The organism is Paenibacillus sp. 01T431 (genome assembly GCF_056398625.1).
This window is the reverse complement of the sequence record NZ_JBFTPT010000001.1, coordinates 563172-584967: the sequence shown is the minus strand read 5'-3', so window position 1 is coordinate 584967 and position 21796 is coordinate 563172. Positions and strand designations below refer to the sequence as shown.

Genomic DNA, 21796 nt, shown 5'->3' with positions numbered 1-21796 from the left:
GCTCACCTCTCTTTCCCACTTATCGTTTTCCTGAAAGCGACTTATCCACTCGGCTGTATAGCAATAAGGTCAAGAGTACGAAGGTTAGGATGATTAAGAAATAGATCCATGCCAAAGCGCTGGAGCTGCCATAATTGCTCGTATTCACTCGGCTGACAATCGGATTGGATGGGAAGGTGAATAAATCGACTACCGTGTACATTAAGTTCAAGAAGATATAAGGGACAAGACCGGGCAGCGTTATTTTCCAAAATGTATTCCAAGGTCCCGAGCCGTCAATACGGGAAGCCTCGTACACAGATGCTGGCAGCGTCTGGCGTCCAGCAAGGAAAATAAGGATTTGCACGCCTGAATACCAAAGGACGAGAACAAATGAGCTCATGACCTTTTGAATCGGAGCCGCCCATGATCCCGGAACATATTCACGCAAATAATAGTCGATACGCAGCGTCTCCATAATGCTGAGAGAGCCTTCCCCCTGCGCAATAAACTCCTGCACAATCTGGCCAGAGGAGAAAATAACAGGCAAAAAGAAGATGACCCGAAACAGCGTTCTGCCTGGAAAACGCAAATTAAGCAAAATGGCGACAAACAGGGAAAAGACAAGAATGATCGGAATCATCATGGCAGACTCCCTTAGAAACGGGAACAGCTCCTCATAGAGCAAGCTTCCGTTCGCGATCAAAATTTCCCGGTAATGGCTGAGTCCAATAAACGTATAGTTGACGCTGCTCACCGTAATTTTCACCTGATGAAAGCTCATGTACAGCGAATAGCCGAGCGGGAACGCCACAAAAACGAGGAAGCCAAACACCCAAGGCGCGATAAACAGGGAGCCTTCGAGCTTCCTAACTGTCGTATTTTCCAGCTTGCGACTCCATCTCATGGCTTCGTTCCTCCTTTTATGACGACAAAGTCTTTTGCTGGAACGATAATGCCATTCTTGCTGTAATCGGTCTGATTATAATTGACGATAATGCGATAATCGCTGCCATACTCTGTTTCCTTCACATTTGGAGCGAGCGTACGATGTCCCGTAATAAACTGCTCCTGCACAGCTGCAAGCGCCTCATTGGTTTTGGCATATTCAGCACTTAAATGATCGATCCAATCCTTATAGTTCAAGCTGTAATACCAGTAGGAATAGGAATTTTTCAAATCAGCTGCCTTGTCGCCGCTAAGCACATAAGCAGGGTATGCCCCATATTCAATGCTGCGGAGCAGCTCATCATCAAACTCATCGCGCAAATTAGACCATTCCAGCGAATATGTGCGCAAGCCATGGAGAACGATTTGGGCAAAAGGAATCGCTTCACTGATGAAGACATCATACGAATAATCAGCGGTTAGGCGATGGATATGGTCGATTTGAGCTAGCGCATAGAAATTCACATTATTCGCCACAAGCGACCCGAGTGCTTCCTTGCTCTTGTTCAAAATGCTGCGCTGTACATCGACAACCTCTGCCCTGCTCGCCAAGTATCGGCTGTTGAAATCCGTATTGACCTGCTTGCCAATGCCATCCTCGAAATAGATGCCGTCTGCTCCCAAGCTCTTATAGCTGTTCAAATCGGCCGAGACCACCTTCTCATAAAACCTCGGGCTTACAAACTTCGCTGCATCCTGGTCCTCATTTCCCCTTTCCTCCAGCACCGTTCCTGCCAAATTGCGCAAGCCGTCGCGCCTCCACCAGAACCGATCATCGCCATTCGTATTGAGCGTATAATTCGCCGTCAAATAAACAGGAATATCCAAGGTATGAGCGAAGGAGATAAAGCTTTTCATCCCTTTGTTTCCACCTAAGCGCTTATCTACAGGAAAGTAGCCGCCATGCGTGCTGTAACCGTCCTGCTGCCACCCTGAGAATTGAATTTGCAGATGCTGAATGCCGCTGTCATAAATCGAACGAACAAGCTCGGTCGCCTCTTCTGTCGTAGTCGCTTTTAAATATGAATCTGCAAAAAGCCCCTTCTCGATGTCTGCGCCTACAATATCTACAAACAGCGGAATGTCTTTTTTGTTTGTTTCCAGCGGTTTTACACCCTGCTCTTGAATCAAATAATTGCGATAAACCTCCGCCATGCCAGCATAATCGCTTTTATTAGGGAGCAGTGGATAATAACGCGTTGCGCGAGCTTTCGTTATAAACTTATCGCCGCTGTATGTATAGAAGCCTTCACCCGTGCTCTTGCTTACACTTTGGAAAAACTTTTTCCGATACTGCCATTCGGTCGTCACCCAGTTCGAGCGGCCCACCGCGCCTGACGGCGCTGCATAAACATTCGCGAACGACTCCCCTTCGGAGATGATCGCAACAAACGCCTGATCCCCTGACTTTAAGCCGAATACAGGCATCGTAATCCCCTGTCTGCCTGTATTTTCGTTGTAATAGGATAGATCCTGCCCATAAACACTCTCATTGTAGGTCAACTGCTGCATCAAGCGATCTGCCTCAAAATGGATCAACGAGCCGGAGCCGTCCGGCAGCAAAAGGTAACCCTCTTGGCCAGCAGACGGCTGAGCCCCAAACAAAGGGTAAAGCTTAATATTCAATAAGCTTAAAGCGCCTTCGACGATTCCCTCATCCAAAATTCTCGTCTCTACATAGTCCTTGTGCAGACGCACCTCAATCGGAATTTTCAACTGCACCTTCGGCAGCGCGAAGGTGACCGAAAATCCATTTTCCGCAGCCTGGAAGTTTTCCAAGTAACCTTGGTTCTCGATTAATCCGGCAGTTACAGAAGAGGATTTGTAGTTTTTAGCATTTACGTATTCAATGATGACGGGAGAAGTTAAATTATTTTTCCACGTATTCGGTACCGTTTCTTCCTCCCAATACTTCGGCTCTGGATAGGAACGCCATATCTTCCCTGTTGCTTTATTGATTACTTGGAAGTGAGCTGATTCCTTATCTACAAGCAACAGTAATTGGTCTGATTCTGCGATTTGCTCAAAATTTGCTTCAACTGGCAATCCCGCTTTATAGGGAACAGTGCCTTTCGTTTCAAATGGATTTGCAGCAACTACGGCCACGTCGGCGGGTTTACCCCATAACCCGACCGCCACAAGAGCAAACCATCCTATACCGGTCAGCAAAACAGCTAAGAGCAGCAGCTTCATAACGAGCTTTATGTTTATTTTGCGTACAGTCATCGGATGATCACCTCCTGATATAAGGAATTAATAAAGTTGACCAATTCTATGCTTAGGCTAATCAAGATGAAAATAAGAATGACGATTATCGCAAGCGCAAGCAACGATAAGAGGATAATAAAAATAGCTTCGATGAAGGTATAGTTGTGTATGCCTTGCACCATCCATATGAACAGGAATACTACCCATAAAACGATAAACAGCTTCAAAAACTTAAAGATCGCCAGCTCGTTTAAGGTCAGTACATTCGAGAGTAGAGTTACAGGTATACCGATGAGAATAATCGGAAATAAGGCATAGCAGCTGCCATAAAATACGTCTCGGAACCGTCCCTCACCTCTAAGAAGCGAGCTGATTAAATAGTTGGAGACGACAAAGCCGAGCCAAATTCCGATAAATTGAATCGTAATGGGAAACAAATCAATACCGACATGCACAGCAGGGTTAAAGACAAAGCTTGTGCCCGCCTGCATATATCCGTACGATGCTAATGCAAATACAAGTATCAGTATGCTGCTTAACCATCCTGCTTTGTTTTCGTACCGAATAGCATAGAAGCCGTCTACAGGATGTTTTATTAAATAGAACATATGCTGCAGCTGTTCAAGTATCGGATGCCTAGCACTGCGTTTAGCTGATGGTTTGCCTTTTAAGCGAAGCTTTTTGGATAAAACATTCCAGAGAAGATACACGATGCCAAGCACGAGCGCCACATTCATGAGGACGCCAAAGTGCTTCTGGAACCACGTCAACCGATTTTGCCAAAAGGATTCTGAATAGCCGCCTACTACGCCTGCCTGATAAAACAGCTGCTCCGATCTTGCGTACTCCTCTTTTTTGTAAGCGGCCTTCGCCAAACCGATCAGTGCCGGTGTATATTGTGCATTTAAACGATGAACCTCGCTCCAGAGCGGCTCGCTTTGCTCGTATCTGCCTTCCTGCGTTAATTGATTCGCTTCGTGGACGAGATGGCCGAACTCAGACAGCCGCAGCACTTGAATGAAATTATTGACGCTGTCCAGCACGAGCAGCTCACCCTTGGAATTGCTCGCAATAGCTGCTGGCGCTTTGACGATTCCTGTCTTGGACGTAGCGGTAATGACATCCCCGCCCCAGAAAAACAACAGATTGCCATTCGAATCATATTGACTAATCATATTGCCTACAGAGTCGATCACAGTAAAGTTGCCGGCAGCATCCACCGTAATATCATTGAGCTGGGGACTTACACTTTGCTTCGTTCTGTGAAATACCTCTCCGTAAGAACGCACCGGCTGCAGGGCAGCAAATTCACCTTTGCCTACCAGCTGGTCGAGACCCGCGATGTTGAGCTTCTTCACCTGATCCGCGCTAATTTCCTTCGTCACCGTATAAATAAATCCGTTTTTGTCTATCGTTGAGTTGGCGATAGCTCCAGGCAGCTTCTTCAGCTCCCTTTGATACATTTCCCGCGTATATACAAATCGCTTAAATGCATCAAACAAAGAGAAGCTTACGCTATTCGGCCCAAAAAAACTAATGAAATTGCCCTCTGGATCAAGCTGCACCAAGCCTTGAAAAGCGCCAAGCGTCGTTACATAAATAAAGCCGCGCTTATCTACAATGAGGTTAACCGGATCATACTTGAAAGCCGGCGGCAAATAGCTGGACTCCGGACGGCCAAATGCTTTTAGCAGCTTGCCTTCTTGATCGAGCCTTACAACCCGGTTGTTGCCCGTATCTGCAACGTAAATCTCTCCAGCTTCATCGACATAAATGCCGCTTGGCTTCTTGAGGGGGCTTTCTGTTACTTTGATTTCACGAATATATTGGCCTTGCTCATCCAAGTGTACGATTCGATTATTGCCCGTGTCTGCGATGTAAATATGATCCTTATCATCCACAAATAGATCCTTGGGCTGATTAAGCTGCAGCTTTGTTTTCCCTTCGGCTCCCGCAGCTTGGTTTGCTTCCGTAATCTCAACATCCGTGCCAATAATGCCAGCAGGAATGTAAGCCGCTTGCGTCTTCACCAGCTGTCCGAATCCATCCTTATAGTAGGTTTCGTACGGTAACTGCGAGGCTGTGGCCGGTGAGATGGGCCAAGCTATGTAAATCGCCGTAATCAGGATTATAATGATCGGACGAATCCGCAGCCTCCTGTTCTTCAAACGATTTCCCCCTTATTTAATACCGGAATGCGCCATTGTCGAAATGACCTTGCTTTGCAAAATAACAAAGAAAATTAAATTCGGAACGAGCATAATAAGCGCTGCTACAGCAGCGGCGCCTTGACGTGCCACATTGTTCGCCAAGTTATTGGTCAATGTCGATAGGAAAAACGGAAAGTTTTTCATTTCATCGTCCTGCATGAACAGCATCGATGTCTCCACGTTGCCCCAAGAGTTCTGAAAGGAGAGTATCGCAACGGTTGCGATGGCCGGCATACACATCGGAATGACGATACGAGCAAATACGATAAATTCGTTTGCCCCGTCTATTCGTGCAGCCTCCAGCAGTGAATCAGGAATCTGATCCACGAATTGCTTGAGCAGGAACACGCCCACCGGCAAAGCAAGTACGGGCAGCAAATGCCCCCAATACGTATTCATAATGCCAAGGTGGCTGACGACCAAATACCTCGGAATTTGAATAACCTCCGGCGTAAACATCAGCATTAGAATAATCGTAGCAAAGATGAATGCGCGGCCCGGAAAAGGATGTTTTGACAACGGATAAGCGCAAAGCGCACTCACAGTCGTCACGCCAACAACACTCGCAGCCGAAATGAACAAACTATTGAACAAATAGCGCGATACCGGAACGATTGAATTGGACGTTACCCAAAAGAGCTCAACAAAGTTCTGAATGTTCGGCTCCTTCACAAAGAAGGTCGGCGGATAGACGAACAATTCATGATAAGGCTTGAAGGCATGATTAAAAATATAAATGATCGGCAGGATCATGATGACGGATATGATAAGCATGAACAGATTAAAGCTTATTTTTATACCAAGGCTTGATTGTTTCAGCTGTTACTCCTCCTTCGTACCGAACAATCCCCAGCTGAGCTTGTTCGCGAAATACATAAATATAAGAAGAAACACCGAAACCGTCGCCGCATAACCCATTTCAAAACGGATGAGACCATAATCGTTAATATGGTTCACGATCAAATGCCCGGCATATTCGGGCGTCGGGTTTTGACCGGATAGCTCAACACCAATTGATCCGGTCTTAAAGGTCGTAACAATCGCCATTACGGCGCCAAACAGCATTTGCGGCTTCATGGACGGAATCGTAATATACCATAGCTCCTGTATGTTGTTTCTGATGCCGTCGATTCTTCCTGCCTCATAAAGTATCGTATCCACGTTAAGAATACCCGCCAGCATTGCTAGGAAGCCTACACCCATGCTCGACCACAATGTGACGACGATCATCGAGTTCATAAGAAACTCTGGACTGGTCACCCATAACTTTGGCACGTCGATAAGGCCTGCTTTTAATAGAAAGCTGTTCAAATAGCCAATGCGATCGCCCGACAGCAAGGGAAGCCAGATAATCGTCATCGCTATGCCAACGGTAAGCGATGGCGTATACATCGCAAGCGCCACCCACTTGCGAACGCCGCCGCGCAGCCGTGAAATAAGCCATGCGAGCAGGAAGGCGGCAGCATAACCGCCGGGACCAACAATGACAGCAAACTTAAATGTATTGGGCAGCGCATATTTTAGGAACAGCAGATCCTGCGCGATCAAATACTGAAAGTTGCTCCAGCCAATAAAGCGAGGAGGCTCAATCCCGTTGTAATAGGTAAAGCTTAAGCCTACCGCGGCAAGAATCGGAATAACGATAAACAGAGCGAAGCATATCAGAAACGGCGCGATAAACAAATACGAAATACGATACGACCATAATCTACTCCACATAACGATCAATCCCTTCCCAAGGCTGATCGACAATAGGAATGTCCAGCTTATTCACCTGTTCGCCTCGCTCATTGATGTAGCCAAATTCCTGCTGCTTCCTTAGAAGCTCGCGGTTAATGTCCCGAACGGCTTGCTCCAAGGAGGACATATAATTCGCTGTTCCAACAACGGATCGATTCCATGCATTATGAATCTCGCGTTCCAAGAAATATCCGCCGGGCACATTCGGAATATCCTTATACCATTTCCACTGGTTCAAAATAATTTCAGCATCCTCCTTTTTCCACGGCAGATGCGTGAAGGCTTCCACGTTGGACGTATTCCAGCGGAAAGCGACGCCATTGACCGCTTCCAAATCAGAGCCATATTGCTCCTGCACCTCAGCTGACAACCACCACTTCAGGAATTGCCATGACTCTGCTTTTTTATTGGACTTGTCAAAAATGACACCCGTACGCTGCCCCCCGCCAGCCCAGCGGCTTATCGATCCGTCCGCCTGCTTCGTACCGGGAATAAGCGCGATGCCCCAGCGTCCATTCAGCTCAGGCGCAGCAGCCGAAAGCTGCACATACATGTTGTAATCCGATATGCCGATTGGCATCGTTCCGCTGCGGAAATGCTGATAGAAGCTCGGCACCTCCCGCTCCACAGCGTATGTATTAAATAGATCCGTCCATTGCTTGAAAGCACGATAAGCCTCTGGACCATCGAGACCTGATTTCACACCGCCGGGTTCATAAAACTCGACGCCATTTTGATAGAAGAAATGCGTAAACTCCTTCGGATTTACGTAGAAGTTCATAAAGTTTTGCTGCAGCGTAGGCAATAGCTGATATACGTCCTCCCATGTCTCGGGAATTTCAGCTCCAATACGCTTCAAAATATCCTTGCGKTAATAGAGAACTTGAAACGACTGCGTTTCCGGCACGCCATAATAACCGCCATCGTAGTGCAGCGGCAGCCACGATCCCGGACTAAACTTCGGATACAACTGATCAAAATCTTCAAACTTGCTTAAATCCTGCAGCGTACCGCGAATGGCATAATCGACTGGCAAATCCTGCGTCAAGCCAAGGGCAATATCCGGCTGCACGCCAGCTGCATTAGACATAAGCAAAAGCTCAGCATTTGGAAGCAGGTTCACCTTTACCTCAATGCCTGTTTCTGGCGTGAACGACTCATCAGCAAGCTGCTGCAGCTGATCCACATAATCCCTGCCGCGCTGAACCCAAATGTTCAGCTTCTTGTCGTCCAAATCGTTAAGGCTGTCCCTCGCATCGAAAGAGTAAATAAAGTTTTGAGCGCTGCCCCATAGCCGGCCAAAAAAACCAGCTTCCATTTTCGGAGCATCCGTCTTCTCGGGAATAATATAAACCTCATCCAGCTGCAGCGATTGCTTGAGCAGTGTATCGATAAAAGTACCGAATTTCTCTCTCATCGAAGAAATCTCTTCGACCTGATAAGGAATTTCTTCAGGCTTCTTAAGCAATGCTCGCAAATCCTTTGCTGATGTATCGAGTCCTTGACTGATTGAATCCTTGTTGCCATTTGCTTTAACTACCCGCTTCGACAGTGACTCCATGACATCCGCTGCCAGCGCCATCTTGTCAGTCATCCCTGGGAAGTCCTGCTCCATGTTCCACGTACGATTGCGGTCAATGGTCTTCTTCGAGCTCGAGCCTGTAATCGTACGCAAATCCCAGTCAATCGCATCCAAATGAGCGATCAGCTTCTCGACATCCACAACGATAGACTTAATAGGCGATTGTGTGACGGCTAGCGACAACGTATGTTTGCCCTTCTCTAGATTAAGCAAATACGGATTCTTTTTTTCGTCCTGCAAAATCATTCCGTTCCAACCAGTAGAATAAGGAAAGCCATACGCTAAAAATTGCGTAAACGGTACCTCTCCATCCACTCGAACGACCCGGTAGGAGGTTTTCTGAGCTATCGTATTTTGCAGAGCGCGAAAGCCTATTTTGTACAAGCCGCTCTCCGGCACCTCAAACGACCATGAGATTTCCTGGTTTTGTTCAAGCCAGCGCGGACCGCCGACCGTATTGTAAATAATTCTTCCCGTATACCGCGGCAGCGTGCGTGAGTTTTTATCCGAAAATAGCTTTATTGCCGTATCATTTTTGCTCGTAAAATCCTCCGCTTGAATCGTCAATACATCGCCCGCAAGAGAAGGCGTATCGGCATACGCAGCCTTAACTTCAGCATAATCAGGTATTTGCTTGCTCGGAACAAGCTTAATTCGCTCAAGCGCAACGGGGTCAAACCCTTGCAATCGAATGGTATGCGTTCCTTGTTCGAAATGCCATTGCAAAGGCTGCGCATATGCCCCTCCTGAATCCGTTAACGGCTTCTCGCTCCAGCCCGACACATCAATCGAACGAGGACGAATTTCATCGCCGTCTGAGTTCTTCAGAATAGGGCGCACATCCTCCCATGTCCGATATAAGGATATGGAAGAGGCTTCCCTAAACGGCCTTTGGCCATCTATCGTTACCTCCCACCCGATCGGTCCCTTTCTTCCATCCTTCAGAGGGTTATAAGATACGTGGATTTCATACAGCGCACTCTCTGCAACGTCAACTTGATATTCAACCCATCCTGTGTTCCTTGTATTCCAAATCAGTATGTTTGATTTACCGTCATAATCGCCTGCTTTGATCTCCTCTTCATTCGATACACGAGATGGCTTCGCTGCATCCAGCTGAATTGAAGTTGTTGCATTGCTCAGGCCCTTCTCCTGCCATGCTGCCAGCGCATCGCTAAAATAAGGATCAACCTCATAATTAAATGTAGTTACGAGCTTGTCATATTGGACCGTATCGGTTTTGTCTCCAGATTCTGAGTTTACTGCCGCTCCAGCATTAAGCAGCCATGCTGCAATGACAATACTGGCACCATAGACAAGCCATTTCCGTTTCTTATTCATAAAGGTTAAGCCGCCTCCCTCCTTCGCAAATACCGATCATTCTGTAAATCTTTCACCCGTATCCTTATGAAAGAAATGAGCCTTCGATATATCAAGCTCTACTTTCACTTTCTCATTTTCAGCAAAACGATTATCGGGATCGACGCGTGCAATGAGCAGCTTCTCCTGTCCGATGTCTAAATAAAGAAAACGATCAGCGCCCATAAGTTCATTGTCCTTATAGGTTCCGGTAATGATCGTCTCCGAGAACAAGCCTTCCAGCTTCACATTTTCCGGCCTTATACCTAATATCACCGATTTGTTTAGTTGGTTATTTTTGCGTAAAATATCCTCCATCACTTCATTTAACTTCAGTTGAAAACGATTCGTATGAAACTCTAATCGCCCCTGCGGATTTTCCTGCACGCGTCCATGAATGAAATTGATTTGAGGAGAACCTATGAAGCTCGCAACAAACGTATTCGAAGGTTTGGAGTAGATCAGCTCCGGCGTATCACATTGTTGAATGAGTCCGCCCTTCATCACGACAATACGGTCCGCCATCGTCATCGCTTCGACCTGATCATGGGTAACGAATATAAAGGTTGTGCCTAATTTTTTGTGCAGCTTCGTTATTTCCATACGCATTGTTACTCTAAGCTTGGCATCTAAGTTAGACAACGGCTCATCCATCAAAAACAGCTTCGGGTCACGCACGATAGCTCTGCCAAGCGCCACCCGCTGGCGCTGACCGCCCGACAGCTCCTTTGGCTTGCGATTTAAATACGGCTCAATCTCCAGAATTCGGCTAGCATTTTTTACCGCCAAATCGATCTCATGCTTAGGAAGCTTGCGCATCCTCAGTCCAAACGCAATATTCTCATATACACTTAGATTGGGGTAGAGGGCATAGTTCTGAAAAACCATCGAAATATCACGGTCCTTCGGAGGTAGCTTATTGACGAGCTGCTCTCCAATATAAATTTCGCCTTCGGAGATCTCTTCAAGCCCGGCAATCATTCTTAATGTCGTCGATTTGCCGCAGCCGGAAGGACCGACGAATACGATAAATTCCTTATCTTTAATTTCCAGCTGGAAATCCTGCACAACCGCGTGTTTGTCTTTGCCATATCTTTTGTATAGATGATTAATCGTTACTCCCGCCATGCTTACCGCCTCCCATCCGAACTTGATAAAAAAATGAGGATATCACACACTGCTCTGATATCCTCCATTTATACGGTAGAATGTATTCCATTATAGAATTAGCTCGGAATGGCTTCTTTTGCCGACTCCAAATTGGAGGTTGCTTCATCAGCCTTCGCCAGTTCCTCAGCGCTTAGTTTAACATCCCAGCTTTTTGCAGCTTCCGTAATATGCTCAAGCTTTGAAGCGCCTAGAATTGCCGAAGTAATGCCAGGACGACTCAGTACCCAAGACAATGCGTATTGCGCTTGAGTAAGGCCCTTTTCTTCCGCCAAAGGTCTAATCGCCTCAGCAACTGGAATTGCATTTTTCTTCAAAAGCTCCTCCAGCCTTTGCTCGCCTGCCGCAAGCCGTGATCCTTCAGGCGGCGCTTCTCCAACCCTATACTTGCCAGAGAGTATTCCTCTGCCAAGCGGACTATAAACGATAACGCCTACTTGCTCCGATTGCACAAAAGGTATAATTTCCTTCTCAATTTCACGCGAGATGATGCTGTATTCCGGTTGGAGACTTTCGAAGCGATGCAGGCTATGCAGCGCGCTTATACCGTGAGCCTTCGCAAGCTGCCATGCAGCAAAATTAGAAGCGCCTATGTATCTTACTTTCCCTTGACGCACCAGATCATCTAAAGCTCGAAGCGTTTCTTCAAGAGGGGTATTAGGATCAAATCGATGTACCTGATACAGATCCAAATAATCGGTTTTCAACCGTTTCAAGCTGTCTTCAACAGCCTTGTAAATATGATAGCGGCTTTGCCCCGAATCATTTACCCCTTCGCCTACGCGGCCATGAACTTTGGTTGCCAGCACAATTTGGTGACGTCTTTCTTTTAACAAATTGCCCAGTATACGTTCCGACTCACCTTCCCCGTATACATTAGCAGTGTCCACGAGGTTAATGCCATGATCCAGCGCGGCATCCAAAATTCCAGCAGATGCCTCCTCATCAATCCATCTTCCAAACGCCATCGTACCTAAGCTCACCTCAGATACTTTTAGTCCTGTTCTTCCCAATTTACGATATTCCATGTTCGTTATCCTCCTCAAATTTTGTACAAAAAAAAACCGGAGACAGGTTTTGCATTTGCAAAATGTCTCCGGTTTTCCGGTCGAATATATTCATTATTAGTATGCGGCCAATGCTCTTATTACTGGAACTTCGTGTTCAGCAGCAAATTGGCTAAGCTGAGCGACCAAATTTCCTTTACCAAAGGATAAATACTTATGGCCTTCTTCCGCCTGCAGCTTGATCATGTGATCTAGAAACTGAATAATCATCTTCCGCCGGCCTTTGATTCCAGCATAACCGTTGTCATACAGCCATTGATCAATGGTATTGTAGACACCACGGTTCAGCCGATACATTTGCAAGCAGTAATGATGAAAGGCAAGATCCGGCCATTCATATAAACTGGAGCTCCTATCGTTCTTCATACGCATCCTCTCCATTTATAAACGGTTATCTTTGCTTGCGAGCAGCAGATGGCAGCTTCTCCACCTCGTAACGGCTGCGCTCCGTCCGATCAATTTGTACAATTTGACCATTATGAATCGTAATTTGAACGATGCCATATTGAACGCCTGCCAATTGATCCTGTATTCGCTTCAACCATTCATCAGCAACCTCAACCGTTCTGGACATATTCAACATCCTCTCCAAATTTATGAGTGTTTTCAAACTAAATTTATAAGTGCTAGCAAACCAAATTTATTAGTGCCATCAAACCAAATGCATGGTCACACGGGTTTCCAGAAAGCATTTGCCGTTTAATCTACCTTAATCTCCAATAGACTCTCAGCCAAGGGACGACGCCCATTCGGAATTTCTTTATCGCGAAACTTTTCATCGAGCGTATCAAGTCCTCCACGATGACCGAGTGCGATGACGGCATGCAGTGCAATATGTTCAGGTACTTCTAAAATCTTGCGTGCTTCCGCTCGGTCAAATCCTCCAACGGCACGAGTCGATAGACCAAGCAGCCTCGCTTGCAGCGCCAAAGTTGCCCAAGCAGCTCCTGTATCGAAAGCATGCGACACATTCGGATTGCCATCTTGCTTAACCGCTTCAGAAGCTAGAAGCAGCAGCACGGGTGCGTGGTCTGTCCACAAACGGTTGCCAGGCACGATGAACTTGCGGAACTGCTCATGCTCGGCTTCTTCCCTTGCCACGTAAAATCTCCAAGGCTGCAAATTGCTGGACGATGGCGCCCACCTTGCAGCTTCCAAAACCGTATAAAGCTCTTCATCGCTCACAAGCTGCTCCGAGTAGGATCGTGGCGACCATCGATTCAGAATAAGCGGGTGTACAGGATAATCAGGGCTTCTTGCATCGGCAACCTCTTTACTGTATTGCTGCTCAAGTGACTGAGCATTAGCTCCAAAACCAACATGACTCACTATCCCCATCTCCTCTTCCTTTGAATAAAAAGAAGGCGCACGACAACCGATTCGGCATTCGGTTGGCATGCGCCTCCAGTTTTCTAGCGAGCGCGACTTGCAATCAAATATAGCGAAACCATTGCCATGAATGACGATGCAAGTGTCATTATTCATTTCCGACTAATTCAATAGGATAAATTAAATTTAACATGATGTTTTCCATCCGTCAACACTTATCCGTCTAATTTCCACGACTCTTTTTTACAAATTGGCGCCACGCTTTCGCTGCTGCCAAAGTCAAGCTTGCTTCGCCACTCGTTACTAAGCTCCCTACGCCAACTGAAAATTTTCACACTGAATTCACTAATTTATTACCTAAATCCTTATACTGACTGGATTCTTCGTATGAATTTTCCCATGATACGAAACTCCCTATACTAACTCGATTCTTCACACGGGATTTCCCCTCAATTGGTACGAGAAATCCCTACGCTAACTCAATTTTTTACGCGCGATTCACGCAAATGTTACCCAAACCCTTTACTAAATCCATTTTTCACACGTAAATCCCTTCAATTGTTACGAGAATCCCTACGCTAACGGGAATTTCTCCTGTTAATTCATCAAAAAGAGTCTAATTTAACTAATTACATGGAAATTCTCCAGTTAATTTTCTTCATTTTCCTGAAATAGAGCTAATTTCCCGAAATTAACGGGAGATTTTCCTGTTAATTGAGCATTTGACGTATAAACTGAGAAATTAACAGGAGTTTTTCCTGTTAGAAGATACGATTACTCAAAATACGATTAACCTTACACATACTCATTATCGAGCAAATCTGCAGATTCAAAAAAAGCATCCCCACCCACTTAGAACGTGGATTAGGAAGCTTCTTTATCGTACAATGAACCACCTACAACACCCTAAAAAGATCGTTCGCCAATGCCTCTGTTGTTAATTCTCTATTTTCTTCATTCATAACGTACAGCTTGATGCCTGGCAGCTCCTTTATCTTGTCAATTTCGGAATGGCTATCCAAGCAAATCGTCCCTATGATGAGATGCTGCGAGCTTGAAACCATGTCATAGACCATTTTCCGAAAAGGTACCGATAACATTTGCATGTAGCCAATTTCATCAATAACCGTTACCTTCTTCGTCTTCAAGGAATGTCTAATTGACGTTAGAGCTAAATTCTCAAAAACTTCTAATTCAACGCCATATCTTCCTATTCTTATGGAACTTGTACTATCTACACTTGCTATTCTTTCGCTTACTCCATCCAATGTTACGCAGTTAAATCCAATACGATCCGTTTCGCTCCGTATTTCTTCCGTATAAAATCCTCCAACATGCTCAGCGCCTATTCGGTTAATAAGCTGTACAATGGCAGTCGATTTGCCTACTCGCGGCTTCCCAGTCAACAAAAAACATGTTTCCATATCATTCCCTCATTCGGCGGTGCAGCATATTTTCTGCTAGGGCATATAACAAACCCACAACCGCAAATATTATAATAGAGCTATTTCTATTCAACTCGTATCCCGAGACAAAATTATCATATAAATAATGAAACATATATACGCCCACCAATCCACCAAACAGGATATAGATTGAAGCCTTAATTATTAAAGATTTCACCAGCTTATGAACAACCAAAGAGATGGGCAGCAATGTAATCGGATAAAAAAGGAAGGCGTAAACAACCATCAGCAAAACGAACGTCAGCCCGATATTACGGAGACCATAATATTCGGTTGTCATAATTTTGCTCCCCTCGAATAATTCCAAGACCACCGCTGCCGCAACAAACAATATAATCATAAAAATCCAAAGAAAAAAATGTTTGACTATCTCCAATTAAACACCGCCTTGTTTGCTTAGATAAGTATTAAACGTTTATTTAATTTACAATGTTTCACAATTGCCTTATCTGTTTTATTATTTTGATGCTTCGCTCCATTCACAAAAAAGCCCGCGCAGCGCACGGACTTCATAACGATCAGCCTTTATGGGACTAATATCATATTTTCACCTTCACTCTCCATTATCCGTCCTCCCTAAAATTGCTGTTCTATCGATTTCCATAGGTTCGATAACTTGGAATAAAAACCGTGTATCGTTTAAATAATCTCTTATATACGCCTGAGCATACGGCTGTTCTGCAATTAAACTGGCTGTTTCTCTTGGGTCTGAGGCATGATGGCAATAATTCTCGATCATGAACATGACGAAAAAACATTCAAGCCTCTTAACATAGTCCGTTTCCAGCTTTCTTACACTTTCGTAGCCTTGAATAAACAGCCAGCGATGCTTCGGATAAAGCTCTAATAGCGAGCCTGCCATATCGTACAGAAAATAACCAAAACCGCATCTGCCAAAATCAATGGGATACGGCAGATCCTCGTTAAAAACGATGTTGCCGCTATGCAAATCCGCATGAATGAGTCCGTAGTTATCACCGCTGCGTTCCATTACAGCCAGTTCCGATATGATTTTCTCAGCCGCTGCTTGATACGATCTCCATGCCTCACCCGATAAAAAACATCCATAATACTGTTCCAGCTTAGCCATTTGACGACTAAAGCTCTCTGCTCCCCAAACAGGACGAACAAAATCAGAAGGCGGGACAAAATTTGCAGTTGCTTTGTGAAACCTCCCCATCATGACACCCATAAGATGAACCGTATGATCCGAAAACTCCCCGCTAGCGTGCTCGCCATCTACCCATCGCATCAGAGTAACATACGGACGACGATAGCCGGCTTCCGTATCGATCTGCAAAACATAAGCTCCACTGCAGCTTGCCAGCGCTTCTGGCACATGCAAATCCTCCGATTTATTTAAGGCCTGAAGCAAAGCAAGCTCTGAACGAATTTCCTCTATGCTGAGTCGATCCGAATGAATTCGAAGCAAATATTTTTCCGCTGTATCTGTCTCAATTTTATACGTGATTGTGTCCGACAGCTGAATAAATCGAATGCTCACCCATTCCAAGTCATACTCTTGCAGTGCCGATAACGCAACTTTCCTCGCTCGAGCTAGCAGTGATATCCTATTCTCATCTGTATCAAAACGAAAAAAATCAATCATATATTATCTCCTTCAACGGCTATAACCACCATTTCATTGTTCTTGTAATTATAATGGCTATCATGCCGTGAACCTAAGTAATAAACATTTAGAAATCATTTAATACACAAAATCACTCTATTAACTGCTCACCGATAACAGAGGTTTGTGACTCCATATTTGTCCGTTAATTATTCATCCATATTCATATAAAACTAACAAAAAAAACGCCATTTCAGGAGCCGCCAACCCCATTCGAGGTAAGCAGTACTCCTTCTATTGACGTTTTCTATAAAACGAATGATGTTATGATAAATCAGCTTAATGCTTCGCCGCCATTTGCTTAAGCTCTGAAAGCAATTGATCAAGCTGAGCATATTCTTCTACCATCGTATGAATCTTCATATCCTGTGTTTCCATGCTGGCATGAACCTCTTCAACAGAAGCCATATTTTGTTCCGTAGTAGCTGCGATATTGAGCATTTCACTCGACATGCTCGCATAACGCTCATGCAGTTCATTGGCAGAGCTGCCAACTGAATCAGAATGCCTTTTCACAAGCTCCGTATTCTCGTTTATCTGATCAATAAGCTTCTCAACCTGCAAAGATACATCTCTGCTCGTCGTCACTGCTGCTTGGCCACTTTCAACTTGCGCGTGTACAGCACTGATTTGTGAACGAATACCCGTCAAAATTTCAGATATTTCATTCGTCGCCRCTCTCGCATTATCTGCAAGCTTGCGCACCTCGCCTGATACGACAGCAAAACCTCTGCCGTGCTCGCCTGCGCGAGCTGCTTCAATCGCAGCATTAAGCGCAAGTAGATTCGTCTGCTCAGCAATCGTACTAATCGTTTCTACAATTGAGCTTACACGATCATTTTGCTCATTGAGTTCAATCATCATGTCCACGGTATGTGTAATGATAGAGCGAACACTTTCTACCTCTGACGATAACACAGCCATTTTCTCCCGATTGTTCTCCGTCAAATCTGCATTAACCGTAGAAAATTGCTTCAGCTGCTCCGTACCTTCCAAAAGCGTTTTAACCGAAGTATCAATGACCTGCGAGGATTCACTAATGTTCATAATAGTCCCTGTCTGCTTCTCGATCGCAGCCGACATTTCGGAGAACGTTGCCGTTACCTCTTTCGATATTTCTCCAGTGGAACGAACCGTCAGCTGCTGGCTGCTGCTGAACTCCGTTAATACAATAATAGAAGAGTTTAGTTTAGCGAGCAGCGCCTCTGCCATATCCTTAGAAGCTAAAGCTTCCCGCTGCTTGTCTGTTACCTGCCGCTGCAATTTGCCGCTGAAGCCGGCTGAGAATGCGAGCGCAACCGTAGCAAATAAGAGATACAAAAATAAATAAACAAGCGATTCGTTTGGGAATAGCTTAGGCTGCAGCACAGGATCAAAAAATAAATATGTGCTTACTGCAGCTCCCAAAACACCTGTCAAAATAATCGGTCTATAGTCTGCGTAAAGAGTAATGATTGCGAGGTTTACATAAACTAAAAAGTACGTGCTCACAATAGGATTCGGATCCGATACGATTAATAAAGTAACGATAATGGTCAATATAAAGGGTACAAAAAATTTAATAAATTGTGTAAAAATGCCACGGTATGTCATGAAAGTAGCTGCACCGCACAAAAATATACCGACTCCCGCAAGAAGAAGAACCATCTTTGCATCAAGCCCAATAGCAAGATCTGTAACGATCCCGAGAGCAAGCAAACTCCACAGGATTTTTATTAACAATCGATTCCGTTTGTCTAGTTCTGTTAATTCTTTTTTCATGACATTTCCGCCTTTTCTGTGTTAACTCATGTTTTCATACGTTTAAACGGTACGTCCAGTTCCTCCTGCACCGTTTGCAGCCAAAACCGCTTCTTGCGGATAGACGAGCCATTCATAACTATTTTTGTTGCGATACATCTTTTCCATATCGAACAATACGGGAATGACGTCATCTCCCTTATAGAACACCTTCTCTCCTACTTTTTCTAATGGTACTTGATATGAAATACGAAGTGCCCTCATAAATTTCGGCTCAAGCAACGAGACAAAATATTTCAGCTGCAGCTTCTCTGCTATGTAGACTGCCGACGAGAGCAAATCTGAGATATGCCTTCCTCTATAGGATCGGAGCAGTGCAATTTTGTCAATTTCAGCTACAGCGTCGCCTGCTTCAATAATTTTCGGATGCGTTTGAAACGGACCTGCATCGTTAATGGAGCTTGAAGTCAAGCAATAGGGCTTAATTTCAGATGTCCCTACATAATGTCCTTCCTCTGTCACAATGACGAATCTCTCAAGAGTGTTTTCAGAAAATTCAAGTTCAAAACCTTTCTCCATCCAGACGGTTGTCCAAATGCCGTTAAACATAGCCAGCTCCAGCTCATTCTCCACTCGTTTAAACATGATTTCTCTCCTCTATCTCTCTATTTTTGCGAGTTTCTACATAGGTGAAATAGGCAGGCAATTTTTTTATCGGAATAATTAACTCAATAATTAACCAATTTAAGAGAATAAATATATTATTTTTAAAAACTTTTCTAAAGCTACTTCTAATTTTTCATCTTACTAAATATAAACGCCCTCCTTCTCAATCTTTTTATATAAATTATTCCATGCAATCGATTTACTCAACCGTTCATATCACATAATTCCTAGCAAGTAAGTGAGAAATCGAAACAAATCGTAGCATCGTCTCCCTTTAATTGTCAATAGTTTCCTTATTGATTTGTTTCAAAACGTTTGTTTTCGTTTATATATAACTAAGAAATTCAAACAACGTTGATCAACTTGATCGACAAATACAAATCGAGGAGAGATGACAAATGTCACGAGAAAACTCTAGTAACGGCGTATTGATTGGCGCAATTGTAGGAGGTGCTATCGGTGCTATTTCAGCTCTGCTGTTCGCACCAAAAACAGGTGCAAACCTGCGGGAGGATCTCTCCAACAAGTTCAAGACGATTAGCGAAAAGACAAAGGAAATTGCCACTACGGTGGGAAATAATACAAAGGATTTAGCTGCTGCCGTCGGACAAAACACGAAGGATATAGCAACTAATATCAAAGAGGAAGCTGGCGACTTGGTAGATCACGCCAAAAAATCAAATCAGCATATTATGGATTCCATTTCCTCTGCTAAAGATGATGTCAAGGATGGACTTGCAACAACTGGGAGGTAATGAAATGAAAGACGAGCTTGAATCAACTACAAATTCAATGGCACCTACAGAAGAAGAGATGATTAAGCTTGGCGAGGATATGGAGAACATGGAAACCAATGCACAAGTCATTGAGAATGGCATGGTACCCGATCCGGTTCAATAACAATAAGGCTTATAACAAAAACCCCCTTTCCATCAAGATGGAAAGGGGGTTTTTAATATATTAAAAATTAATAAAAGTGCTTTACATTCCAAATTCAGCGCTATGATCTGCGAGCAGTACCTTCAGCTTTTCAATCGCCCGCTTTTGTATGCGAGAAACGCTCATCTGCGATACGCCAAGCTGATCGGCTATATCACGCTGAGATTGACCATTATGATAAGCAAGAATAAGTACCTTCTTCTCCTCTGCTTTCAGTTGATCCATCGCCTCCTCCAAGTCTAGACGATTATCAACATTCTGATAATCGTCCTTGTCTGAGCCAATTAGATCGCCTATAGTAGCAGCGCTTTCCCCTTCGCTTGATAATGGAGTATCAAGCGATACATAATGATAGGATTCGCGGCAAGAAAGTATCTCTATCGTTTCTTCCACCGAAAGCCCCAAATGAACCGCAATTTCTTCCATTTTGGGCGAGTGGCCGAGCTCAACGGTTAAGTGATCGATGGCTTGCTGAATCAGCAAGCCTTTTTCCTTAATCCGTCTCGGCACCTGGATATACCAAGACTTGTCTCGCAAATAGTTTTTCAAATGCCCGATAATGCTCTTCATTGCATATCCCTCAAACGGGATTTCACGCGAGCTGTCATACTGCCTAAATAAACGCAGCATAGACAACTGACCGACTTGGTATAAATCCTCATAGAGATCTGGTCTGCTGCGCGACATCTTTGCAGCTGCCATCTTCACTATGGGCTCAAAATGCTGCAGCAATACGGTTGCAACTTCATTACAATTCGATTGCTGATACAATTTTATTTTTTCAATCATATGTTCTGGATCCAGGAAGGATGAATTTGCGTTCATGCCATCTCCTCTTTCCTACCAAATAGCTTGGTCAAAATTACCTCAGTGCCTCTCTCAGAAAACACTTCCACTTTATCCATCAATGCATGCATCATAAACAGCCCAAGTCCACCAGCCGTTACTTCACTTAGTTCTTTATTGTGCAGAGACTCGGTTTTGCTTGCGGATGGCTCATATTTAAAGCTCGTACCCTCGTCCTTGATACGAATAGAAAGCCCCTCTTCCTCAAGCTCAAAGCTAATATCCACTACACCAGGCTGGCTATTGCTGTATGCATGGAGTACAACGTTCGTACAAGCCTCGGTTACAGCAACCTTCATATCTTCAATTTCCTCATAAGAGAAACCTGCTTTGTTCGCAACGCCAAATAATGTAAGTCTAACAATATCAATAAATTCTGCTCTCGCCGGAATCGATAAACGAATGAATGAGTTCATAGTCGCTTCTGTCCTCTCTTCTATGTTCCTATTATAGCTTATATTTTCTTCACTTTATTCCATATCCTTATTGTGGAAATTGCACCATCATATATCGTACTTATTAAGCTAGGTTCAGATGCTGGTTTCTTCTTGCCTTCACCTTTTATCGAAGCAACTACGCTTGCTGCCGATTCCTTAGCCGCTCCAGTAAATGAGTGCAAGGCGTGACCAAGATCATTGACGGATGCGAACAACACATCGAGCGAGCTTAGCTTCGTTCGTACATCAAGTGTCATTGCATTCGTATTATGAATAGCCTCCTTCACCTCAACGCTAATTTGAGTCACTTCAGTTCGCAGCGAGCCAACGGTTTGCCTCATTTCATCAAGTGCACCTCGCAATACTTTCAACGTTTGAATTAGTGAATACAAGAGAACAAGAAAAGCAATCGCTATAACCGCAATACTGATTTGCATAAGTAGATCCATCGGTCATCACTTCCTTTTTTTCATTACATACCCG

At 44.5% G+C, this 21796-nt stretch carries 21 protein-coding genes; 2 read left to right on the top strand and 19 right to left on the bottom strand.

Annotated features, from left to right (window positions below):
• Positions 1 to 19: 19 nt before the first annotated feature.
• The 16 genes from AC1DM9_RS02470 to AC1DM9_RS02395 form a co-directional block, all read right to left on the bottom strand.
• Positions 20 to 886, bottom strand: a complete 867-nt coding sequence (locus AC1DM9_RS02470; protein ID WP_076269028.1) for a carbohydrate ABC transporter permease — start codon at positions 884 to 886, stop codon at positions 20 to 22.
• On the bottom strand, positions 883 to 3153 hold the full coding sequence (locus tag AC1DM9_RS02465) for a DUF5696 domain-containing protein (protein ID WP_477551778.1): 2271 nt from the start codon (positions 3151 to 3153) through the stop codon (positions 883 to 885). The genes AC1DM9_RS02470 and AC1DM9_RS02465 overlap by 4 nt, the downstream gene beginning before the upstream one ends.
• A complete protein-coding gene (locus AC1DM9_RS02460; protein ID WP_477510652.1) occupies positions 3150 to 5303 on the bottom strand; it encodes an SMP-30/gluconolactonase/LRE family protein in 2154 nt (717 codons plus the stop codon). The genes AC1DM9_RS02465 and AC1DM9_RS02460 overlap by 4 nt, the downstream gene beginning before the upstream one ends.
• A 12-nt stretch (positions 5304 to 5315) precedes the next feature.
• Positions 5316 to 6119: a carbohydrate ABC transporter permease gene (locus AC1DM9_RS02455; protein ID WP_477510653.1), complete on the bottom strand. Its 804-nt coding sequence runs from the start codon at positions 6117 to 6119 to the stop codon at positions 5316 to 5318.
• A 48-nt stretch (positions 6120 to 6167) separates the two neighbouring features.
• Entirely contained in the window at positions 6168 to 7064 is an 897-nt protein-coding gene (locus AC1DM9_RS02450; RefSeq protein WP_083682186.1) for a carbohydrate ABC transporter permease, read from the bottom strand.
• Positions 7054 to 10008, bottom strand: a complete 2955-nt coding sequence (locus tag AC1DM9_RS02445) for an extracellular solute-binding protein (protein WP_477578326.1) — start codon at positions 10006 to 10008, stop codon at positions 7054 to 7056. The genes AC1DM9_RS02450 and AC1DM9_RS02445 overlap by 11 nt, the downstream gene beginning before the upstream one ends.
• A 36-nt stretch (positions 10009 to 10044) precedes the next feature.
• Positions 10045 to 11154: an ABC transporter ATP-binding protein gene (locus tag AC1DM9_RS02440; protein ID WP_477510655.1), complete on the bottom strand. Its 1110-nt coding sequence runs from the start codon at positions 11152 to 11154 to the stop codon at positions 10045 to 10047.
• 98 nt (positions 11155 to 11252) lie between these two features.
• Positions 11253 to 12221 carry an aldo/keto reductase gene (locus AC1DM9_RS02435; protein WP_477510656.1) on the bottom strand — a complete coding sequence of 323 codons (969 nt, stop codon included), beginning with the start codon at positions 12219 to 12221 and terminating at the stop codon, positions 11253 to 11255.
• A 96-nt stretch (positions 12222 to 12317) separates the two neighbouring features.
• Positions 12318 to 12626, bottom strand: a complete 309-nt coding sequence (locus AC1DM9_RS02430; RefSeq protein WP_339204725.1) for a hypothetical protein — start codon at positions 12624 to 12626, stop codon at positions 12318 to 12320.
• A 25-nt stretch (positions 12627 to 12651) separates the two neighbouring features.
• Positions 12652 to 12834 carry a YezD family protein gene (locus AC1DM9_RS02425; protein WP_076269036.1) on the bottom strand — a complete coding sequence of 61 codons (183 nt, stop codon included), beginning with the start codon at positions 12832 to 12834 and terminating at the stop codon, positions 12652 to 12654.
• Positions 12835 to 12959: 125 nt separating this feature from the next.
• Entirely contained in the window at positions 12960 to 13745 is a 786-nt protein-coding gene (locus AC1DM9_RS02420; RefSeq protein WP_477578324.1) for a nitroreductase family protein, read from the bottom strand.
• Between the two features lie 740 nt (positions 13746 to 14485).
• Positions 14486 to 15013, bottom strand: coding sequence for a nucleoside-triphosphatase (locus AC1DM9_RS02415; protein WP_477578323.1), 528 nt, complete (start codon positions 15011 to 15013; stop codon positions 14486 to 14488).
• Between the two features lies 1 nt (position 15014).
• Positions 15015 to 15395: a hypothetical protein gene (locus AC1DM9_RS02410; RefSeq protein WP_477578321.1), complete on the bottom strand. Its 381-nt coding sequence runs from the start codon at positions 15393 to 15395 to the stop codon at positions 15015 to 15017.
• Between the two features lie 213 nt (positions 15396 to 15608).
• On the bottom strand, positions 15609 to 16664 hold the full coding sequence (locus tag AC1DM9_RS02405; protein ID WP_477578319.1) for a phosphotransferase enzyme family protein: 1056 nt from the start codon (positions 16662 to 16664) through the stop codon (positions 15609 to 15611).
• A gap of 300 nt (positions 16665 to 16964) precedes the next feature.
• Positions 16965 to 18446, bottom strand: coding sequence for a methyl-accepting chemotaxis protein (locus tag AC1DM9_RS02400; RefSeq protein WP_477578318.1), 1482 nt, complete (start codon positions 18444 to 18446; stop codon positions 16965 to 16967).
• Positions 18447 to 18488: 42 nt separating this feature from the next.
• Positions 18489 to 19070 (bottom strand): GNAT family N-acetyltransferase, encoded by a 582-nt coding sequence (locus tag AC1DM9_RS02395; RefSeq protein WP_477578316.1) that lies wholly within the window; start codon positions 19068 to 19070, stop codon positions 18489 to 18491.
• Between the two features lie 419 nt (positions 19071 to 19489).
• Between AC1DM9_RS02395 and AC1DM9_RS02390 the strand changes: the two genes are divergently transcribed.
• Positions 19490 to 19846: a YtxH domain-containing protein gene (locus tag AC1DM9_RS02390; protein ID WP_339204730.1), complete on the top strand. Its 357-nt coding sequence runs from the start codon at positions 19490 to 19492 to the stop codon at positions 19844 to 19846.
• 4 nt (positions 19847 to 19850) lie between these two features.
• On the top strand, positions 19851 to 19991 hold the full coding sequence (locus tag AC1DM9_RS02385) for a hypothetical protein (RefSeq protein ID WP_339204731.1): 141 nt from the start codon (positions 19851 to 19853) through the stop codon (positions 19989 to 19991).
• Positions 19992 to 20072: 81 nt separating this feature from the next.
• Here the strand turns inward: AC1DM9_RS02385 and AC1DM9_RS02380 are convergent, their stop codons facing one another.
• The 3 genes from AC1DM9_RS02380 to AC1DM9_RS02370 are packed head-to-tail and all read right to left on the bottom strand — an operon-like array spanning position 20073 to position 21762.
• Entirely contained in the window at positions 20073 to 20855 is a 783-nt protein-coding gene (locus tag AC1DM9_RS02380; RefSeq protein WP_339204732.1) for a sigma-70 family RNA polymerase sigma factor, read from the bottom strand.
• Positions 20852 to 21292, bottom strand: a complete 441-nt coding sequence (rsbW, locus tag AC1DM9_RS02375; RefSeq protein ID WP_076269046.1) for an anti-sigma B factor RsbW — start codon at positions 21290 to 21292, stop codon at positions 20852 to 20854. The genes AC1DM9_RS02380 and rsbW overlap by 4 nt, the downstream gene beginning before the upstream one ends.
• A gap of 38 nt (positions 21293 to 21330) precedes the next feature.
• Entirely contained in the window at positions 21331 to 21762 is a 432-nt protein-coding gene (locus AC1DM9_RS02370; protein ID WP_076269047.1) for a DUF948 domain-containing protein, read from the bottom strand.
• Positions 21763 to 21796: the final 34 nt, after the last annotated feature.

What these genes read in the sequence shown, in the direction of transcription:
- AC1DM9_RS02470 (WP_076269028.1), bottom strand. Translation starts at nt 886, where the DNA reads ATGAGATGGAGTCGCAAGCTGGAAAATACGACAGTTAGGAAGCTCGAA.
- AC1DM9_RS02465 (WP_477551778.1), bottom strand. Translation starts at nt 3,153, where the DNA reads ATGACTGTACGCAAAATAAACATAAAGCTCGTTATGAAGCTGCTGCTC.
- AC1DM9_RS02455 (WP_477510653.1), bottom strand. Translation starts at nt 6,119, where the DNA reads ATGCTTATCATATCCGTCATCATGATCCTGCCGATCATTTATATTTTT.
- AC1DM9_RS02450 (WP_083682186.1), bottom strand. Translation starts at nt 7,064, where the DNA reads ATGTGGAGTAGATTATGGTCGTATCGTATTTCGTATTTGTTTATCGCG.
- AC1DM9_RS02440 (WP_477510655.1), bottom strand. Translation starts at nt 11,154, where the DNA reads ATGGCGGGAGTAACGATTAATCATCTATACAAAAGATATGGCAAAGAC.
- AC1DM9_RS02435 (WP_477510656.1), bottom strand. Translation starts at nt 12,221, where the DNA reads ATGGAATATCGTAAATTGGGAAGAACAGGACTAAAAGTATCTGAGGTG.
- AC1DM9_RS02430 (WP_339204725.1), bottom strand. Translation starts at nt 12,626, where the DNA reads ATGAAGAACGATAGGAGCTCCAGTTTATATGAATGGCCGGATCTTGCC.
- AC1DM9_RS02425 (WP_076269036.1), bottom strand. Translation starts at nt 12,834, where the DNA reads ATGTCCAGAACGGTTGAGGTTGCTGATGAATGGTTGAAGCGAATACAG.
- AC1DM9_RS02420 (WP_477578324.1), bottom strand. Translation starts at nt 13,745, where the DNA reads ATGAATAATGACACTTGCATCGTCATTCATGGCAATGGTTTCGCTATA.
- AC1DM9_RS02415 (WP_477578323.1), bottom strand. Translation starts at nt 15,013, where the DNA reads ATGGAAACATGTTTTTTGTTGACTGGGAAGCCGCGAGTAGGCAAATCG.
- AC1DM9_RS02410 (WP_477578321.1), bottom strand. Translation starts at nt 15,395, where the DNA reads ATGATTATATTGTTTGTTGCGGCAGCGGTGGTCTTGGAATTATTCGAG.
- AC1DM9_RS02405 (WP_477578319.1), bottom strand. Translation starts at nt 16,664, where the DNA reads ATGATTGATTTTTTTCGTTTTGATACAGATGAGAATAGGATATCACTG.
- AC1DM9_RS02395 (WP_477578316.1), bottom strand. Translation starts at nt 19,070, where the DNA reads ATGTTTAAACGAGTGGAGAATGAGCTGGAGCTGGCTATGTTTAACGGC.
- AC1DM9_RS02390 (WP_339204730.1), top strand. Translation starts at nt 19,490, where the DNA reads ATGTCACGAGAAAACTCTAGTAACGGCGTATTGATTGGCGCAATTGTA.
- AC1DM9_RS02385 (WP_339204731.1), top strand. Translation starts at nt 19,851, where the DNA reads ATGAAAGACGAGCTTGAATCAACTACAAATTCAATGGCACCTACAGAA.
- AC1DM9_RS02380 (WP_339204732.1), bottom strand. Translation starts at nt 20,855, where the DNA reads ATGAACGCAAATTCATCCTTCCTGGATCCAGAACATATGATTGAAAAA.
- rsbW (WP_076269046.1), bottom strand. Translation starts at nt 21,292, where the DNA reads ATGAACTCATTCATTCGTTTATCGATTCCGGCGAGAGCAGAATTTATT.
- AC1DM9_RS02370 (WP_076269047.1), bottom strand. Translation starts at nt 21,762, where the DNA reads ATGGATCTACTTATGCAAATCAGTATTGCGGTTATAGCGATTGCTTTT.